General features: G+C 65.7%; 18 protein-coding genes and 1 pseudogene. 13 read left to right on the forward strand and 6 right to left on the reverse strand.

Annotated elements, in window-relative coordinates; translation table 11 throughout:
* Both AC27KI_RS09950 and AC27KI_RS09955 read left to right on the forward strand, forming a co-directional pair.
* Window positions 1-1,496: PhoH family protein (locus AC27KI_RS09950; protein ID WP_487113636.1), on the forward strand; the 1,496-nt coding region annotated here is incomplete at its 5' end.
* A 16-nt stretch (window positions 1,497-1,512) separates the two neighbouring features.
* Entirely contained in the window at window positions 1,513-1,881 is a 369-nt protein-coding gene (locus AC27KI_RS09955) for a hypothetical protein (protein WP_487113638.1), read from the forward strand.
* A gap of 94 nt (window positions 1,882-1,975) precedes the next feature.
* Here AC27KI_RS09955 and dnaB read toward each other — a convergent pair whose 3' ends face one another.
* The 5 genes from dnaB to rpsF all read right to left on the reverse strand — a co-directional run bounded on the left by dnaB (window position 1,976) and on the right by rpsF (window position 5,023).
* Window positions 1,976-3,388 (reverse strand): replicative DNA helicase, encoded by a 1,413-nt coding sequence (dnaB, locus tag AC27KI_RS09960; RefSeq protein WP_487113640.1) that lies wholly within the window; start codon window positions 3,386-3,388, stop codon window positions 1,976-1,978.
* 185 nt (window positions 3,389-3,573) lie between these two features.
* Complete coding sequence (rplI, locus tag AC27KI_RS09965) at window positions 3,574-4,026, reverse strand: 50S ribosomal protein L9 (RefSeq protein ID WP_272551600.1); 453 nt, start codon at window positions 4,024-4,026, stop codon at window positions 3,574-3,576.
* Between the two features lie 12 nt (window positions 4,027-4,038).
* Window positions 4,039-4,320, reverse strand: a complete 282-nt coding sequence (gene rpsR / locus AC27KI_RS09970) for a 30S ribosomal protein S18 (RefSeq protein WP_011794373.1) — start codon at window positions 4,318-4,320, stop codon at window positions 4,039-4,041.
* Between the two features lie 18 nt (window positions 4,321-4,338).
* Window positions 4,339-4,629 (reverse strand): primosomal replication protein N, encoded by a 291-nt coding sequence (priB, locus tag AC27KI_RS09975; protein WP_272551598.1) that lies wholly within the window; start codon window positions 4,627-4,629, stop codon window positions 4,339-4,341.
* Between the two features lie 16 nt (window positions 4,630-4,645).
* Window positions 4,646-5,023 (reverse strand): 30S ribosomal protein S6, encoded by a 378-nt coding sequence (rpsF, locus tag AC27KI_RS09980; protein WP_272551597.1) that lies wholly within the window; start codon window positions 5,021-5,023, stop codon window positions 4,646-4,648.
* 218 nt (window positions 5,024-5,241) lie between these two features.
* Between rpsF and grpE the strand changes: the two genes are divergently transcribed.
* The 9 genes and pseudogenes from grpE (at window position 5,242) to leuB (ending at window position 14,125) form a co-directional block, all read left to right on the forward strand.
* On the forward strand, window positions 5,242-5,802 hold the full coding sequence (gene grpE, locus AC27KI_RS09985) for a nucleotide exchange factor GrpE (protein ID WP_272567926.1): 561 nt from the start codon (window positions 5,242-5,244) through the stop codon (window positions 5,800-5,802).
* A 104-nt stretch (window positions 5,803-5,906) separates the two neighbouring features.
* A complete protein-coding gene (gene dnaK / locus AC27KI_RS09990; protein WP_487113642.1) occupies window positions 5,907-7,862 on the forward strand; it encodes a molecular chaperone DnaK in 1,956 nt (651 codons plus the stop codon).
* 88 nt (window positions 7,863-7,950) lie between these two features.
* Window positions 7,951-9,097 (forward strand): annotated as a pseudogene (dnaJ, locus tag AC27KI_RS09995) (molecular chaperone DnaJ).
* 150 nt (window positions 9,098-9,247) lie between these two features.
* A complete protein-coding gene (locus AC27KI_RS10000; RefSeq protein ID WP_487113644.1) occupies window positions 9,248-10,183 on the forward strand; it encodes a LysR family transcriptional regulator in 936 nt (311 codons plus the stop codon).
* A 39-nt stretch (window positions 10,184-10,222) separates the two neighbouring features.
* A complete protein-coding gene (gene leuC, locus AC27KI_RS10005; RefSeq protein ID WP_272567918.1) occupies window positions 10,223-11,644 on the forward strand; it encodes a 3-isopropylmalate dehydratase large subunit in 1,422 nt (473 codons plus the stop codon).
* Window positions 11,645-11,711: 67 nt separating this feature from the next.
* Window positions 11,712-11,810, forward strand: coding sequence for an entericidin A/B family lipoprotein (locus tag AC27KI_RS10010; protein ID WP_372588273.1), 99 nt, complete (start codon window positions 11,712-11,714; stop codon window positions 11,808-11,810).
* 41 nt (window positions 11,811-11,851) lie between these two features.
* Window positions 11,852-12,256, forward strand: a complete 405-nt coding sequence (locus AC27KI_RS10015; protein ID WP_487113646.1) for a hypothetical protein — start codon at window positions 11,852-11,854, stop codon at window positions 12,254-12,256.
* 41 nt (window positions 12,257-12,297) lie between these two features.
* Entirely contained in the window at window positions 12,298-12,963 is a 666-nt protein-coding gene (gene leuD / locus AC27KI_RS10020; RefSeq protein WP_284411314.1) for a 3-isopropylmalate dehydratase small subunit, read from the forward strand.
* Between the two features lie 91 nt (window positions 12,964-13,054).
* Window positions 13,055-14,125, forward strand: coding sequence for a 3-isopropylmalate dehydrogenase (leuB, locus tag AC27KI_RS10025; protein WP_487113649.1), 1,071 nt, complete (start codon window positions 13,055-13,057; stop codon window positions 14,123-14,125).
* A 102-nt stretch (window positions 14,126-14,227) separates the two neighbouring features.
* Here leuB and AC27KI_RS10030 read toward each other — a convergent pair whose 3' ends face one another.
* Window positions 14,228-15,025 (reverse strand): hypothetical protein, encoded by a 798-nt coding sequence (locus AC27KI_RS10030; protein ID WP_487113651.1) that lies wholly within the window; start codon window positions 15,023-15,025, stop codon window positions 14,228-14,230.
* A 310-nt stretch (window positions 15,026-15,335) separates the two neighbouring features.
* Here AC27KI_RS10030 and asd point away from each other — a divergent pair, with 310 nt between their 5' ends.
* Together asd and AC27KI_RS10040 are read left to right on the forward strand one after the other, a co-directional pair.
* Entirely contained in the window at window positions 15,336-16,466 is a 1,131-nt protein-coding gene (asd, locus tag AC27KI_RS10035) for an aspartate-semialdehyde dehydrogenase (RefSeq protein WP_284395903.1), read from the forward strand.
* 263 nt (window positions 16,467-16,729) lie between these two features.
* On the forward strand, window positions 16,730-17,218 hold a 489-nt coding region (locus tag AC27KI_RS10040; RefSeq protein ID WP_487113653.1), incomplete at its 3' end, for a type IV pilus assembly protein FimV.

Below are 17,218 nucleotides of genomic sequence, written 5' to 3' on the forward strand. Positions count from 1 at the left end.
AGCCCGCCCTGGCTGAGCCGGTGCACGCACGCACCGCCGCGCCCGAGCCGGCACATACCCCGGCCGCGGCGCCCAGCGCGCGCAGCCGCAAGGTGCGCAGCAACGGCCCCAAGAAGATGTTCGTGCTGGACACCAACGTGCTGCTGCACGACCCGACCAGCCTCTTCCGATTCGAGGAACACGACATCTTCCTGCCGATGATCGTGCTCGAGGAACTCGACGGCCACAAGAAAGGCATGACTGAGGTCGCCCGCAACGGACGCCAGGCCAGCCGCACGCTCGACGCCCTGGCCGCCGCGCAGGGCGCCGACATCGCGCGCGGGCTCAAGCTCGACTCCACCGGCCAGCGCGCGGCCGGCGGCTGCCTGTATTTCCAGACGGCGCCGCTTGACTACAGCCTGCCCACCAGCCTGCCCCAGGGCAAGGCCGACAACCAGATCCTGGGCGTCGTCGAAGCGCTGCGCAAGCTGCATGCCCCGCGCGAAGTCGTGCTGGTGTCCAAGGACATCAACATGCGCGTCAAGGCGCGCGCGCTCGGCCTGAACGCCGAGGACTACCAGAACGACAAGACGCTCGAGGATGGCGACCTGCTGTACTCCGGCCTGCTCGCGCTGCCGGCCGACTTCTGGATCAAGACCGGCAAGAACGTGGAAAGCTGGCAGAGCGGCGTGCACACGTACTACCGCATCGGCGGACCGATCGTGCCGCAGCTGATGATCAACCAGTTCGTGTACTTCGAGGCGCCCGGCGAGCCCAGCCTGTTCGCCCGCGTGACCGAGATCCGCGACCGCACGGCAGTGCTGCAGACGCTCAAGGACTACGGCTCGACCAAGAACGCCATCTGGGGCGTGAACACCCGCAACCGCGAGCAGAACTTCGCCATGAACCTACTCATGGACCCCGAGGTGGACTTCGTCACCCTCACCGGCACGGCCGGCACCGGCAAGACGCTGATGGCGTTGGCCGCGGGCCTCACGCAGGTGCTGGACGAGCGCCGCTACACCGAGATCATCATGACCCGCGCCACGGTGAGCGTGGGCGAGGACATCGGTTTCCTGCCCGGCACCGAAGAAGAAAAGATGGGCCCATGGATGGGCGCGCTGGACGACAACCTGGAATTTTTGGCCAAGGGCGACGGCGGCAACGCGGGCGAATGGGGCCGCGCGGCCACCAACGAGCTGATCCGCAGCCGAATCAAGATCAAGAGCATGAACTTCATGCGCGGGCGCACGTTCCTCAACAAGTACGTGATCATCGACGAGGCGCAGAACCTCACGCCCAAGCAGATGAAAACGCTCATCACGCGGGCAGGCCCGGGCACCAAGATCATCTGCATGGGCAACCTGGCGCAGATCGACACGCCGTACCTGACCGAAGGCTCCTCCGGCCTGACCTACGCGGTGGACCGCTTCAAGGGCTGGCCGCACAGCGGCCACATCACCCTGGCGCGCGGCGAGCGCTCACGCCTGGCGGACTTCGCCAGCGAAGTGCTGTGAGCGGGAGCGCCCGGTAATGGCCGTGGGATGGATGACCGCGCTGAAGCTGGTGCCCTGGGGCGACGTGATCGAGGCGACGCCCCAGATCCTGCAGGCCGCCCGGCGGCTGCTGGGCCAGACGCAGAAAGGGCCGGCAGCCACCGCCGCCGCGCCCCTGCCCAATGGCACGGAGGACGGCCTGGCCGCGCTGCGCCAGCGGGTGCAGGCGCTGGAGGCCGAGCAGCAGGCGTCGGCCGTGCTGATCGGCTCGCTCGCCGAGCAGAACGCCCAGCTCGTGCGCGCGGTGGATGCGCTGCGGGTGCGCAGCCAGCGCCTGACGATCGCCGTGGCACTGACCGGCGTCGCCACCGTGGGGCTGCTGGCCTGGGCAGTGGGCGGCAGCTGACCGGGACTGCACCGCATTCCGGCCGTTTGCTATTTAATTTATAGCAATACGCCCTAGAAGGATATGCGCTGGCGGCCTTTTTGACCCCAGGCGCCTAGAAATCGTCGCCGGAGCCCATGGCGAGGTTTTCGAAGCGCGTCTGGTTTTTCTGGAAGAACAGCTTCACCGTGCCGGTGGGGCCGTTCCGTTGCTTGCCGATGATGACCTCGGCCACGTTCGGCTCCTTGCTGTCCTTGTTGTAGTAGTCGTCGCGGTAGATGAACATGATGATGTCGGCATCCTGCTCGATGGCGCCGGATTCGCGCAGGTCGGACATCATCGGCCGCTTGTCGGTGCGCTGCTCCACCGAGCGGTTGAGCTGCGACAGCGCGATCACCGGGCACTGCAGTTCCTTGGCCAGCATCTTGAGGCCCCGGGAGATCTCGCCCAGTTCGGTGGCGCGGTTGTCCGAGCTGGACGAACCCGAGCCGCTCATGAGCTGCAGGTAGTCGACCACGATCAGTCCCAGCTTGCCGCACTGGCGCGCCAGCCGGCGCGCGTTGGCGCGCAGCTCGCTGGGCGTGAGGCCCGGCGTCTCGTCGATGTGCAGCGACACCGTGCGCAGGCGCTCGATGGCCTCGGTCAGCCGCGGCCATTCTTCGTCGGTCAGCTTGCCGGTGCGCAGGTTGCCCTGGTTCACGCGGCCGATGGAGCCCACGATCCGCACCGCCAGCTGCGCCGCACCCATTTCCATGGAGAAGATGGCCACGGGCAGGCCTTCGTTGAGCGCCACGTGCTCGGCGATGTTCACGGCGAACGAGGTCTTGCCCATGGACGGCCGCGCCGCCAGCACCACCATGTCGCCCGCCTGCAGGCCCGATGTCATGCGGTCCAGGTCGGCGAAACCCGTGGGCACGCCGGTCACGTCCACGGGGTTGTCCGCCATTTCCTGGACGCGGTCCAGCAGGTCCACCACCAGCGTGTCCAGCGACTGGAAGCCCTGCTTCATGCGCGAGCCTTCTTCGCCGATGGCGAAGATCTTCTGCTCGGCCTCATCCAGGATGCGCTCGACCGGCTTGCCCTTGGGATTGAAGGCGTTGGTGGCGATCTCGTCGCTGGCCGTGACCAGCTTGCGCAGGATCGAACGCTCCCGCACGATCTCGGCATAGCGCCGGATGTTGCTCGCGCTCGGCACGTACTGCGCCAGGCTGTTGAGGTAGGCCAGCCCGCCGATCTCCTCCGCCTTGCCCAGCCCCTGCAGCCGCTCGTACACCGTGATCACGTCGGCGGGTTTGCTGGCGTTCACCATGGCGCCGATGGCCGAATAGATGAGCTGGTGCTCATGCCGGTAGAAATCGCCGTCCACCAGCAGGTCGCCCACCCGGTCCCAGGCCATGTTGTCGAGCAGCAGGCCGCCCAGCACGCTGGACTCGGCCTCCAGGGAATGCGGCGGCACGCGCAGCTGGGCGACTTCGCGGTCCGACGCCGGAGCGAAATCCTCGTCGATGGAAAGGGACTCGAGGGTCATGGCAAAAGGTCCTCTCGCGGCGGGCGCGGTGGATTACCGTCAGGCAGATGGGAAGACTGGGATGACAAGTCTGTGGACAAGCTGTTCACAGGCGGTGGGTGACCGGTGCATGGAACAGCAGGCCAGAAACGCGAAAGCCGCCCGAGGGCGGCTTCGCGGTCGATGCCAGAGGCAGCGCTTTTTCGTTAGGCGGTTTCGCCGTAGACCGACACGGTCACGTCCACCACCACGTCGGTGTGCAGGGCCACGCTCACCGTGTTGTCGCCGACGACCTTGATCGGGCCGTTGGGCAGGCGGATCTGCGACTTCACGACCTTGTAGCCTTGCTTGTTCAGCTCTTCGGCGATGTCGTGGTTGGTCACGGAACCGAACAGGCGGCCGTCCACGCCGGCCTTTTGCGTCAGCTTGATGGTCGTGCCACCGAGCTTTTCGCCTTGGGCCTGGGACTCGGCCAGCTTCGCGGCAGCGGCCTTTTCGAGTTCGGCGCGCTTGGCTTCGAATTCAGCCTTGGCGGATTCGGTGGCGCGGCGTGCGCGGCCCGAAGGAATCAGGAAGTTGCGGGCATAGCCGTCTTTGACCTTGACGATTTCGCCGAGGTTGCCGAGGTTCACAACCTTGTCGAGCAGGATGATTTGCATGACTGTTGCTCCTTAGATCTTGTGCTGGTCGCTGTAAGGCACCAGGGCCAGGAAGCGCGCGCGCTTGATGGCGGTGTTCAGCTGACGCTGGTAGATGGCGCGCGTGCCGGTCAGGCGTGCGGGGATGATCTTGCCGTTTTCGGCGATGAAGTCACGCAGCGTGTCGACATCCTTGTAGTCGATCTCTTCCACACCGGCGACGGTGAAGCGGCAAAAGCGCTTGCGCTTGAACAGCAGCGACTGGGTGTTGCGCTTCGGGCGCTTGTCTTTGTTGAACTTCTTGAACGTGGCCATTTTCGGACCTCTTGAAAATTAATCTTGTTGAATATCCTGGATGTGGAACACCAGCCCCTTGCCGTTGCGCGAAGTCGCCAGAAACCCCCGGAAGATCCAGAGGCTGCCGAGCGCCTGTCTTGCCAGCCGCTCCGCGAGCGTGCCGAAGGCAATGGCCTTCACGACCGCCTTGACCTCGCGCTGTGCACCGGCTTCCTGCTGCTGAGACCCGTGTTCGAGCTTCAGATCCAGGGCCGGCAGGCCAGCGGGCGTGTAGCGCAGGGCCTGAGCCTCGGCGATACAGGCGGTGAGGACAACGTGGTTTTCCACTCCTCCAGTCGATGGATCAGCGCTCGCCCGAAGCGGCGAACTCGGCCTGGCTGGCCTTGCGGGCTTCTTCGCGCTCGACGGTCTTCATCATGGAGGAAGGACCCGTGTCGGCCTTCTTCTTTTGAACCGTCAGGTGGCGCAGCACGGCGTCGTTGAACTTGAAGGCATGCTCCAGTTCCGCCATCACGGCCTGGTCGGCTTCGATGTTCACGCACAGGTAGTGGGCCTTGGCGAGCTTGTTGATCAGGTACGCCAGTTGACGGCGGCCCCAGTCTTCCACGCGGTGCACCTTGCCGCCGCCGGCGACGATCATGCCCTTGTAGCGCTCCAGCATGGCTGGAACTTGTTCGCTTTGATCCGGATGGATCAACAAAATGATTTCGTAGTGACGCATGCAAACTCCTTGTGGATGAAACCACCCGCTGCGTCTAGAAGCGGTGTGGCAAGGCAAAGCCGGCGATTATAGCCCCAAGGCCTGTCGCTTGTACACTCACGCCGGCCGAGACCGACGCCAGCCCGACGCATCTGCGTGCAAACGTCGCCTTTTCGCTTGAAATCCGCCGGGTGGCACCCATTTGCCGCGCGTACCGTTCACTTTCAGAAGAAATCGACATGTCCGATCAAAACAATCCAGCCACCGCCTCTCATGGGGACGCCTCCCCCTCTCCTGAAGAAGTCGAAGCCGCGATGGCGGCACATGCCTCCGATGAACTGGGCCGCCTGCAGGGCGAACTGGCCGAGCTGAAGGCCAAGAGCGCCGATCTCGCCGACCAATTCCTGCGCGCCAAGGCCGAGGCCGAGAACGCCCGCCGCCGCGCCGAGGAGGAAATCTCCAAGGCCCGCAAGTTCGGCATCGAGAGCTTCGCGGAAAGCATGCTCCCCGTGGCCGACAGCCTGGCCGCGGCCCTGGCCATCAAGGACGCCACGATCGAACAGTTGCGCGAAGGCTCGGACGCCACGCTGCGCCAGCTCACCTCCGCCCTGGAGCGCAACAAGGTGCTGGCCATCAACCCCAATGCGGGCGACAAGTTCGACCCGCACCAGCACCAGGCCATCAGCATGGTGCCGGCCGACCAGGAGCCCAACACGGTGGTGTCCGTGTTGCAAAAAGGCTACGTGATCGCCGAGCGCGTGCTGCGCCCGGCCCTGGTCACGGTGTCCGCGCCCAAGTAAGCACCCGCCGACCCAAAGAAAAACTGCCGGCGACGGCTTGAAGCCGGCCAAGTTATCCACAAGTTATCGGCATCCAAATCTTTTTCAAAATCTCGGAGAACAACATGGGAAAAATCATCGGTATCGACCTGGGCACCACCAACAGCTGCGTGTCCATCATGGAAGGCAACACCACGCGGGTGATTGAGAACTCGGAAGGCGCGCGCACCACGCCCTCCATCGTGGCGTACCAGGAAGACGGCGAAGTGCTGGTCGGCGCCTCGGCCAAGCGCCAGGCCGTCACCAACCCGCAGAACACGCTGTACGCGATCAAGCGCCTGATCGGCCGCAAGTTCACCGAAAAGGAAGTGCAAAAGGACATCGACCTGATGCCCTACAAGATCACGGCGGCCGACAACGGCGACGCCTGGGTCGAAGTGCGCGGCAACAAGATCTCGGCCCAGCAGGTCAGCGCCGACATCCTGCGCAAGATGAAGAAGACCGCCGAGGACTACCTGGGCGAGCCGGTGACGGAAGCCGTCATCACGGTGCCCGCGTACTTCAACGACGCCCAGCGCCAGGCCACCAAGGACGCCGGCCGCATCGCGGGCCTGGACGTCAAGCGCATCATCAACGAGCCCACGGCCGCGGCCCTGGCCTTCGGCCTGGACAAGCAGGAAAAGGGCGACCGCAAGATCGCCGTGTATGACCTGGGTGGCGGCACGTTCGACGTGTCCATCATCGAGATCGCCGACGTCGATGGCGAAAAGCAGTTCGAAGTGCTGTCCACCAACGGCGACACGTTCCTGGGCGGCGAAGACTTCGACCAGCGCATCATCGACTACATCATTTCCGAGTTCAAGAAGGACCAGGGCGTCGATCTGTCCAAGGACGTGCTGGCCCTGCAGCGCCTGAAGGAAGCGGCCGAGAAGGCCAAGATCGAGCTGTCCAACAGCGCGCAGACCGACATCAACCTGCCCTATATCACGGCGGACGCCTCGGGCCCGAAGCACCTGAACATCAAGCTCACGCGCGCCAAGCTCGAAGCGCTGGTGGAAGAGCTGATCGAACGCACGATCGCCCCCTGCCGCACGGCCATCAAGGACGCCGGCATCAGCGTGTCGGACATCCATGACGTGATCCTGGTCGGCGGCATGACCCGCATGCCCAAGGTGCAGGACAAGGTCAAGGAGTTCTTCGGCAAGGACCCGCGCAAGGACGTGAACCCGGACGAAGCCGTGGCCGTGGGCGCCGCCATCCAGGGCCAGGTGCTGTCGGGCGACCGCAAGGACGTGCTGCTGCTGGACGTGACGCCGCTGTCGCTGGGCATCGAAACGCTGGGCGGCGTGATGACCAAGATGATCAGCAAGAACACCACGATCCCGACGAAGTTCGCGCAGACCTTCTCGACCGCCGACGACAACCAGCCGGCCGTGACGATCAAGGTGTTCCAGGGCGAACGCGAACTGGCCAGCGCCAACAAGCTGCTGGGCGAGTTCAACCTGGAAGGCATTCCGCCGGCAGGCCGCGGCGTGCCGCAGATCGAGGTGAGCTTCGACATCGATGCCAACGGCATCCTGCACGTGGGCGCCAAGGACAAGGGCACCGGCAAGGAAAACAAGATCACCATCAAGGCGAACTCGGGCCTGTCCGAGGAAGAGATCCAGAAGATGGTGAAAGACGCCGAACTGAACGCGGCCGACGACAAGAAGAAGCTGGAACTGGTCCAGGCGCGCAACCAGGGCGAAGCCGCCGTGCACAGCGTGACCAAGAGCCTGGCCGAGCACGGCGACAAGCTCGATGCGGCCGAGAAGGAGCAGATCGAGTCCGCCGTGAAGGCCCTGGAAGACGCGCTCAAGGGCGAGGACAAGGCCGCCATCGACGACAAGACGACCGCGCTGATGACCGCCAGCCAGAAGCTGGGCGAGAGGATGTACGCCGAAGCGCAGGCCGCCCAGGCTGCGGCAGCAGGTGGCACGGAAGGTGCAGCGCCCCAGGGCGGTGCCTCGTCCTCCGCCGGCGCAGCGCCGCACGACGACAACGTGGTGGACGCTGAAGTGAAGGAAGTGAAGAAAGGCTGAGCGCGCTCGCGTGCCCGACTAGCCGCCGCGCCGGGCCCTGCACAGGGGTCAGCGCGGCGTTCCTGTTCCAACCGAGCTCGGAAAGACCATGTCCAAGAGAGACTTTTTACGAAGTTCTGGGCGTTCCAAAGAACGCCTCGGACGAAGAGATCAAGAAGGCTTATCGCAAGCTCGCGATGAAGCACCACCCTGACCGCAACCAGGGTGACGCGGCCAAGCCTGCCGAAGAGCGGTTCAAGGAAGCCAAAGAGGCTTATGAAATGCTCTCCGATCCGCAGAAGCGGGCCGCCTACGACCAGTACGGCCACGCGGGCGTGGACCCGAACATGCGCGGCCCCGGCGGCGCGGGTGCGGAAGGCTTCGGTGGCTTTGCCGAGGCCTTCGGCGACATCTTCGGCGACATGTTCGGCCAGGGCGGGGCGCGCGGGCGCGGCCAGGGCGGGCGCCAGGTCTATCGCGGCAACGACCTGAGCTACGCGATGGAGGTCACCCTCGAAGAGGCGGCCAAGGGCAAGGACGCGCAGATCCGCATTCCCTCCTGGGAATCGTGCGAGACCTGCCACGGCAGCGGCGCCAAGCCGGGCACCAGCGCCAAGACCTGCACCACCTGTGCCGGTGCCGGCACGGTGCAGATGCGCCAGGGCTTCTTCAGCGTGCAGCAGACCTGCCCGCACTGCCGCGGCACGGGCAAGATCATTCCCGAGCCCTGCACCACCTGCCACGGCCAGGGCAAGGTCAAGAAGCAGAAGACGCTGGAAGTGAAGATCCCCGCCGGCATCGACGACGGCATGCGCATCCGCAGCACCGGCAACGGCGAGCCGGGCACCAACGGCGGCCCGCCGGGGGACCTGTACATCGAGATCCGCCTGAAGAAGCACGACATCTTCGAGCGCGACGGCGACGACCTGCATTGCCAGGTGCCCGTGAGCTTCATCACGGCCGCGCTGGGCGGCGAAATCGAAGTGCCCACGCTGCAGGGCAAGGCGGCCATCGACATTCCCGAAGGCACCCAGGCCGGCAAGCAGTTCCGCCTGCGCGGCAAGGGCATCAAGGGCGTGCGGGCCAGCTACCCCGGCGACCTGTACTGCCACATCGCGGTCGAAACGCCGGTCAAGCTGACCGAGCACCAGCGCAAGCTGCTGCGCGAACTGGAGGAGTCGCTCAAGAAAGGCGGCGCCAAGCACTCGCCCAGCGGCGAAAGCTGGACCGACCGGCTGAAAAACCTGTTCAGCTGATCACAGCCAGGCCTTGAACGCCAACGGCGCCTTCGGGCGCCGTTTTTTTGCGTGAATGGGCAGCAAAGCCATCGCATACCACGATGGCTCGCGGTATTTTCATGGGAGAAAATACGGCAACTCTCTGATTCAGAGAATTCTCCAACCACGATGAAAAGCTCCGAGCGCAGTTTTGCGCGCCGAATCGACCTCACCTCGCTGCAGCTCTTCGTGGCCGTCTGCGAGCTGGGAAGCATCGGCCGCGCGGCGGAGCGGGAGTTCATCGCCGCCTCCGCAGTCAGCAAGCGCCTGTCCGACCTGGAAACCGCGGTGGACACCGCCCTGCTCTACCGGCACAGCCGCGGCGTCACCCTCACGCCCGCTGGCGAAAGCCTGCTGCACCACGCCCGCACCGTGCTGTTCGGCCTGGAGCGCATGCAAGGCGAACTGAGCGAGTACGCCGACGGGGTGCGCGGCCATGTGCGCATGCACGCCAACATCTCGGCCATCGTGCAGTTCCTGCCCGAGGACCTGGGGGCCTTCGCCCGCGCGCACAGCCAGGTCAAGATCGATCTGCAGGAACACCTGAGCCCCGACGTGCTGCAAGCCGTGCGCGAGGGCGCGGCCGACCTGGGGCTGTGCCACACCGGCGCCGCCGCCGAACCCGAGGGCCTGCAAAGCCGCCCCTACCGCAGCGACCGCTTGGTGCTCGTCGTGCCGCAGGGGCATGCATTGTCCCGGCATGCTGCTATCAAATTTGAAGCAATCCTCGACTGCGACATCGTCGGCCTGCAGGCCAACAGCAGCATCAGCCTGGCCATGCAACAGGCGGCCGCGCAGGCCGGGCGCCCGCTGCGCCAGCGCATCCAGGTCACCGGGCTGGACGCCATGTGCCGCATGATCGACAACGGCCTGGGCGTGGGCCTGCTGCCGGACCGGGCCTTCGCTTTGATGCGCGGCGTGGGCCGGCTGCAGTCCGTCGCGCTCGACGAACCCTGGTGCCAGCGCGAGCTGCGCCTGGTGGCCCGCGACTTCGACACCCTGCCGGTCACGGCCCGGTTGCTGGTCGAACACTTGGTGCCACCTGCCCCGCCCGAGCCTTCCTAAAATCATCCACCCCACCTGAAACCCACCAAAGAGACCGCCATGGGACGCACCCTGTACGACAAGATCTGGGACGAGCACGTCGTCCACACCGAGGAGGACGGCACCGCCATCCTCTACATCGACCGCCACCTGGTGCACGAAGTGACCAGCCCGCAGGCGTTCGAGGGCCTGCGCCAGGCCGGCCGCAAGGTCTGGCGCGTCAGTTCCATCGTCGCCACGGCGGACCACAACACGCCCACCACCGGCTGGGAGCGGGGCTACGACGGCATCACCGACCCGATCAGCAAGGAGCAGATCACCACGCTCGACAAGAACATCGCCGAGGTCGGCGCGGCGGCGTTCTTCCCGTTCATGAGCAAGCGCCAGGGCATCGTCCACGTGATCGGCCCCGAGAACGGCGCCACGCTGCCCGGCATGACGGTGGTGTGCGGCGACAGCCACACCAGCACGCACGGCGCCTTCGGCGCGCTGGCGCACGGCATCGGCACCAGCGAGGTCGAGCACGTGATGGCCACGCAGACCCTGCTGGCCAAGAAGGCCAAGAACATGCTCATCCGCGTGGACGGCCAGGTCGCGCCCGGCGTGACGGCCAAGGACATCGTGCTGGCCATCATCGGCAAGATCGGCACGGCGGGTGGCACCGGCTACACCATCGAGTTCGGCGGCCCGGCGATCCGCGCCCTCAGCATCGAAGGCCGCATGACGGTCTGCAACATGGCCATCGAGGCGGGCGCGCGCGCCGGCCTGGTGGCGGTGGACGACAAGACCATCGACTACGTGAAGGGCCGGCCGCTGTCGCCCTCGGGGGTGGAATGGGACCAGGCGGTCGCCTACTGGAAGACGCTGCAGTCGGATGCCGACGCGCACTTCGACACGGTGGTCACGCTGAACGCCGCGGACATCGTGCCGCAGATCACCTGGGGCACCTCGCCCGAGATGGTGCTGGGCGTGGATGCCCGCGTGCCCGATCCCGACAAGGAAAAGGACGCCAACAAGCGCGGCGCCATGGAGCGCGCGCTCACCTACATGAACCTGGAGCCCGGCAAGGCGCTGAACGACATCTTCGTGGACAAGGTGTTCATTGGCTCGTGCACCAACAGCCGCATCGAGGACATGCGCGAAGCCGCCGCGGTGGTCAAGAAGCTGGGCCAGAAGGTCGCCAAGAACATCAAGCTGGCCATGGTGGTGCCCGGCTCCGGCCTGGTGAAGGAGCAGGCCGAGCGCGAAGGCCTGCACGAGATCTTCAAGGCCGCGGGCTTCGAATGGCGCGAGCCCGGCTGCTCGATGTGCCTGGCCATGAACGCCGACCGCCTGGAGCCCGGCGAGCGCTGCGCCTCCACCAGCAACCGCAACTTCGAAGGCCGCCAGGGCGCGGGCGGACGCACCCACCTGGTCTCGCCAGCCATGGCGGCCGCGGCCGCCGTGCACGGCCACTTCGTGGACGTGCGCCAGTTCGCCTGAGCGCCCCGGCTGCATTCCATTCACCCCAAGGACACTTGCCGTGAACAAGACCGCCACCCTTCTCACCCTGGCCCTGGCTTGCCTGCTGGCCGGCTGCAACACCGTCAAGGGCATGGGCCAGGACGTGCAACGCGCGGGCAGCGCCATCGAACGGGCCGCCAAATGACCGGCCGCGCCACGCCCCAGACCTCCAGAAAGGACCGCCGCATGAAAGCCGTATGGCCCCTCTTCGCTGCCTGGCTCCTGGGCGGTTCCGCCACGGCCCTGGCGGCCGACCGCGCCTGCGTGATCGAAGGCAACGTGCCCGTCGCCGGCAAAACCGTGGCGGTGAAGGACTGCATGGAGTTCACCGCCGGCATTCCGGCCGAGCAACTCAAGGCGAGCTGCAACGGCCTGGCGCAGACCTCGGCCCAGCTCGGGGGCAAGGCAGGCAAGGTGACCTTCCTCGCGCAGTGCCCCCGGCCTGCCAGTGGCGCGTGCAAGGGGCTGATGGGCCAGCCGCTGGACGCCTACTACTACAACCTGTCGCCCGAAGCCGTGCAGGAAAAACGCAAGGCCTGCGAAATATCCACCGCCGCCATCAAGGGCGGCACCTGGAGCAACGGGCAGTAACGCACCGCTGCTGCCTTCGAGCCCTTTCACGGACACACTCCATGCAGAAATTCACCCTCCACCAAGGCCTCGTGGCCCCCATGGACCGCGAGAACGTCGATACCGACGCCATCATTCCGAAGCAGTTCCTCAAGTCGATCAAGAAGACCGGCTTCGGCGTGAACCTGTTCGACGAGTGGCGCTACCTGGACCACGGCGAACCGGGCCAGGACCCGGCGAGCCGCAAGCCCAACCCGGACTTCGTGCTCAACCAGCCCCGCTACGCCGGCGCGTCCATCCTGCTGGCGCGCAAGAATTTCGGCTGCGGATCGAGCCGAGAGCACGCGCCCTGGGCGCTGGACCAATACGGCTTTCGCGCCGTGATCGCGCCGAGCTTCGCGGACATCTTCTTCAACAACTGCTTCAAGAACGGCCTGCTGCCCATCGTGCTGCCCGAGCCCACCGTGGCGCAGCTGTTCGATGAGGTGCACGCCTTTCCCGGCTACCAGCTCACCATCGATCTGGAGCGCCAAGTGATCGTGCGCCAGAACCGCGACGAGGTCGTGGGCGAAGAGATTCCGTTCGAGGTGAACGCCTTTCGCAAATACTGCCTGCTCAACGGGTTCGACGACATCGGCCTGACCCTGCGGCAGTCCGACAAGATCAAGGTGTTCGAGGCCCAGCGCCTGGCCACCAAGCCCTGGCTGGCCCACACCATGGCGGGCTGATCTGCACGGCAGCAGCCAAACATCAAGTATCCAATCGGCCCGCAGCGCAATAAGCACTAGGGCATATCGCTATCAAAAGAGAAGCAAAGACATGAAAATTGCAGTTTTGCCGGGTGACGGCATCGGCACGGAGATCGTGGCAGAGGCCGTCAAGGTGCTGGACGTGCTGGGCCTTCCGTTCGAGATGGAGTCCGCCCTGGTCGGCGGCGCCGCGTACGGGGCCCACGGCCACCCGCTGCCCGAAGCCACGCTGAAGCTGGCGCAGGACGCCGACGCCGTGCTGTTCGGCGCCGTGGGTGACTGGAAGTACGACAAGCTCGACCGCCCCCTGCGCCCCGAACAGGCCATTCTGGGCCTGCGCAAGCACCTGGGGCTGTTCGCCAACTTCCGCCCGGCCATCTGCTACGAGCAGCTGGTGGGCGCTTCGAGCCTCAAGCCCGAGCTGATCTCGGGCCTCGACATCCTCATCATCCGCGAGCTGACGGGCGACATCTACTTCGGCCAGCCGCGCGGCCGGCGCACGGCCGTGGACGGCCATTTCCCCGGCGCCGAAGAGGCCTTCGACACCATGCGCTACTCCAAGCCGGAGATCGAGCGCATCGCCCACGTGGCGTTCCAGGCCGCGCGCAAGCGCAGCAAGAAGGTCACCAGCGTGGACAAGGCCAACGTGCTGGAAACCTTCCAGTTCTGGAAGGACGTGGTCACCGAAGTGGGTCAGCAGTACCCCGACGTGGAACTGCAACACATGTACGTGGACAACGCGGCCATGCAGTTGGTGAAGGCCCCCAAGGCCTTCGACGTGGTGGTCACCGGCAACATGTTCGGCGACATCCTGTCGGACGAGGCTTCCATGCTCACCGGCTCCATCGGCATGCTGCCCTCGGCCAGCCTCAACAGCAAGAACCAGGGCCTGTACGAGCCCAGCCATGGCAGCGCGCCCGACATCGCCGGCAAGGGCGTGGCCAATCCGCTGGCGACCATCCTGAGCGCCGCGATGATGCTGCGCTTCAGCCTGAACCAGGAAGCAGCCGCCCAGCGCATCGAAGCGGCCGTGCAGAAGGTGCTGGCCCAAGGCCTGCGCACGCCGGACATCTGGAGCGAAGGCACCACGAAGGTGGGCACGGCGCAGATGGGCGACGCCGTGGTGAAGGCCCTGGGCTGACCGTTGCAGCCCGGCACGCGCTGAAGCGGGCCGTTCCTGCCCAAAAGGGTGGCCCGCCGGCCACCCTTTTTTTATCGGTCCAGGCGTTGGCGATCGCTGGTATCAGCGCGCGTCGGTTGCGGCCTGCGGCGCGGCCGATGCCGCGCGAACGAAAGACCGGCGACGCACCCAGAAGGCCAGTGCCCCCACCGGTGCGGAGATGGTGAGGATGAGCGGAGCCTGGGGCCCGGCCTTCGCAAAGCCCGCTCCCAGCAGCTGCAGGCTCAACCACTGCGCGGACCATGCGCCCGTGGTCCAGTCCAGATGGCACTGCACCACGCCCACCGCCACCCCGGCACACCAGAGCCACTTGCGCTTCGGGATCGGCGTGCGGACGCAGACCCACAGCGTATAGACGATCCCGAGCGGAATGCCGATCGCGAGCGCGAGGAACAGGTAATGGCCCGGCGTTTTGCCTTCCAGCGAAAAGCGGTGGGTGGCGGCCAGGGACTGCGACGCCGGCGTCACCTGGAGTGCATTGAAGACGACCGCGCCGTCGCGCTGCTCCAGCATCGCAGAGACGACCAGCCAGGACTGCGGATACTCGTACTCGAGCGTGAGGTGGTGGAAGGTCGCGGAATCGGTCTTCAGAACCTGAACGCCCACCGCCTCGGCGGATTGGGGCGGTCCCGGGGGGATCAATGCCGCCATCCGGCCCAGGTTCTGCCGCAGATCGGCGGTGTGTAACCGGGGCGCCAGCCGGGCCTCGATGGCCGGAAAATCCTGGCGGGCCAGTTCATCGACGGCATCGCGAACCCTCTGCGTCTCCTGCGGCGCGATCGATGCTGGGCTGTCCTGTGAGGCATTGCAGCCGCTCAACAGAGCGGCCAGGGCAAGAAAGGCGGTGGCGACGATGCGCATGCGGTGAGGGACCTTTGACGTGGAAAAAGGCCGGATGTTAAACAACACCTCCCGCCGCCCCTCAAAAAACAGCACCGTCGGCAAAAGGCCTTCCGCTACAATCGCCGCCTATGTTTGCCGCCCGCCCGTTCACCCTGCTGAACACTGCACCCGCCGCCCTGGCCGGTGGGGCCGCGCGCGCAACCACCACCAAAACCACGACCATTAAGGGCTGATCCAGCCTGGTTCGTCGTGCGCCCTTCCTGGCCAGACGAGCCAGGCGAAAAGTCCCGGTCGGGTACTGTTTCTTAAACTGAATAGGGGCGTTGAAATGAGCAAGTTGGTAGGTTTGGTCGGCTGGCGCGGCATGGTCGGCTCCGTATTGATGGACCGCATGCAGGCCGAAGGCGATTTCGGTCTCATCGAGCCCGTGTTCTTCTCCACGTCGAACGCAGGCGGCAAGGCCCCGGCGCAGGCCAAGAACGAAACCACGCTCCAGGACGCCTTCGACATCAACGCCCTCAAGCGCTGCGACATCATCCTGACCGCCCAGGGCGGCGACTACACCACCGAAGTGTTTCCCAAGCTGCGCGACGCCGGCTGGAACGGCCACTGGATCGACGCCGCTTCCACGCTGCGCATGAAGGAAGACGCGGTCATCGTGCTGGACCCGGTCAACCTGCCCGTGATTCAGGATGCCCTGGCCAAAGGCGGCAAGAACTGGATCGGCGGCAACTGCACCGTGAGTTGCATGCTGATGGGCGTGGGTGCGCTGTACAAGGCCGGCCTGGTCGAGTGGATGAGCACGCAGACCTACCAGGCAGCCAGCGGCGGCGGCGCCCAGCACATGCGCGAACTGCTGACGCAATACGGCACGCTGAACGCGGAAGTGCGCTCGCTCCTGGACGATCCCAAGAGCGCCATCCTGGAAATCGACCGCAAGGTCATCGCCAAGCAGCGCAGCCTGTCGGACGCGGAAACCGCCAACTTTGGCGTGCCCCTGGGCGGCAGCCTGATCCCCTGGATCGACAAGGACCTGGGCAACGGCATGTCCAAGGAAGAGTGGAAGGGCATGGCCGAGACGAACAAGATCATGGGCCAGGGCGAAGGCTTCGACACGCCCGCGGTGCCTGTGGACGGTTTTTGTGTGCGGGTGGGCGCCATGCGCTGCCACAGCCAGGCCCTGACCTTCAAGCTGAAGAAGCACGTGCCCGTGGCCGACATCGAGGCCATGATCGCCGCCGACAACGAGTGGGTGAAGGTCGTGCCCAACACGCGCGAAGCCACCTTGAAGGACCTGACCCCCGTGGCCGTGACCGGCACTATGACGATTCCCGTGGGCCGCATCCGCCAGATGGCGATGGGGCCGGAATACATCGGCGCGTTCACCATCGGCGACCAACTGCTGTGGGGTGCCGCCGAACCGCTGCGCCGCATGTTGCGCATCCTGCTGGCCGAATGACGCGGCGGGCGCTGACACCGAGCCGGTGTCAGCGCGTTTAGGCACCAACGTTTTGTTACTGCTCGTTGTCCTTTGACAACATTGCTGCGGTGCACATTGCCCTTCTGAAAGGCGCCCAAAGGTTGCGCCTTGGCTCAGCTTGTCAGTGCAAAACATTGATGCTATTGTGCTTTTTACACATTTTCACGCTTACGCGCGGAACCAAAACTGCCTGAATCTGGCACCTTGCCAGACCGCACAATCCTCTTTTGTTGATGGCACACATGCATCGTTGGAAACTCTCAATCCTGGCCGCCGCGGCCGTCATGTCGGCCGGCCTGTATGCCACCGATGCGAATGCTCTCGCCCTGGGCCGCCTTACCGTGCAGTCCGCCCTTGGCGAGCCCCTGCGCGCCGAGATCGAGCTGCCCCAGATCACTGCCGCCGAAGCGGATTCGCTGCGGGCGGCCCCCGCGTCTCCCCAGGTGTTCCGCGCCCAGGGGATGGAAGTGTCGCCCGCGCTGAACAGCCTGCGCGTGCAACTGCAGCGTCGCAGCGATGGCTCGATGGTGCTGCAACTCACTAGCGACCGCCCCATCAACGACCCCTTCGTCGATCTGGTGCTGGATGCCACCTGGAACTCCGGCCAGATCGTGCGCAGCTACACCATGCTGTTCGACCCGCCGGCCCTGCGCCGTGCGCCGGCCACCGTGACCGCATCGCCCCAGGTGACGCGCCGTCCGCACCGGCCGCTGCACCGGCCCCGCGCACGC

The organism is Acidovorax sp. KPB24-03, assembly GCF_057546605.1.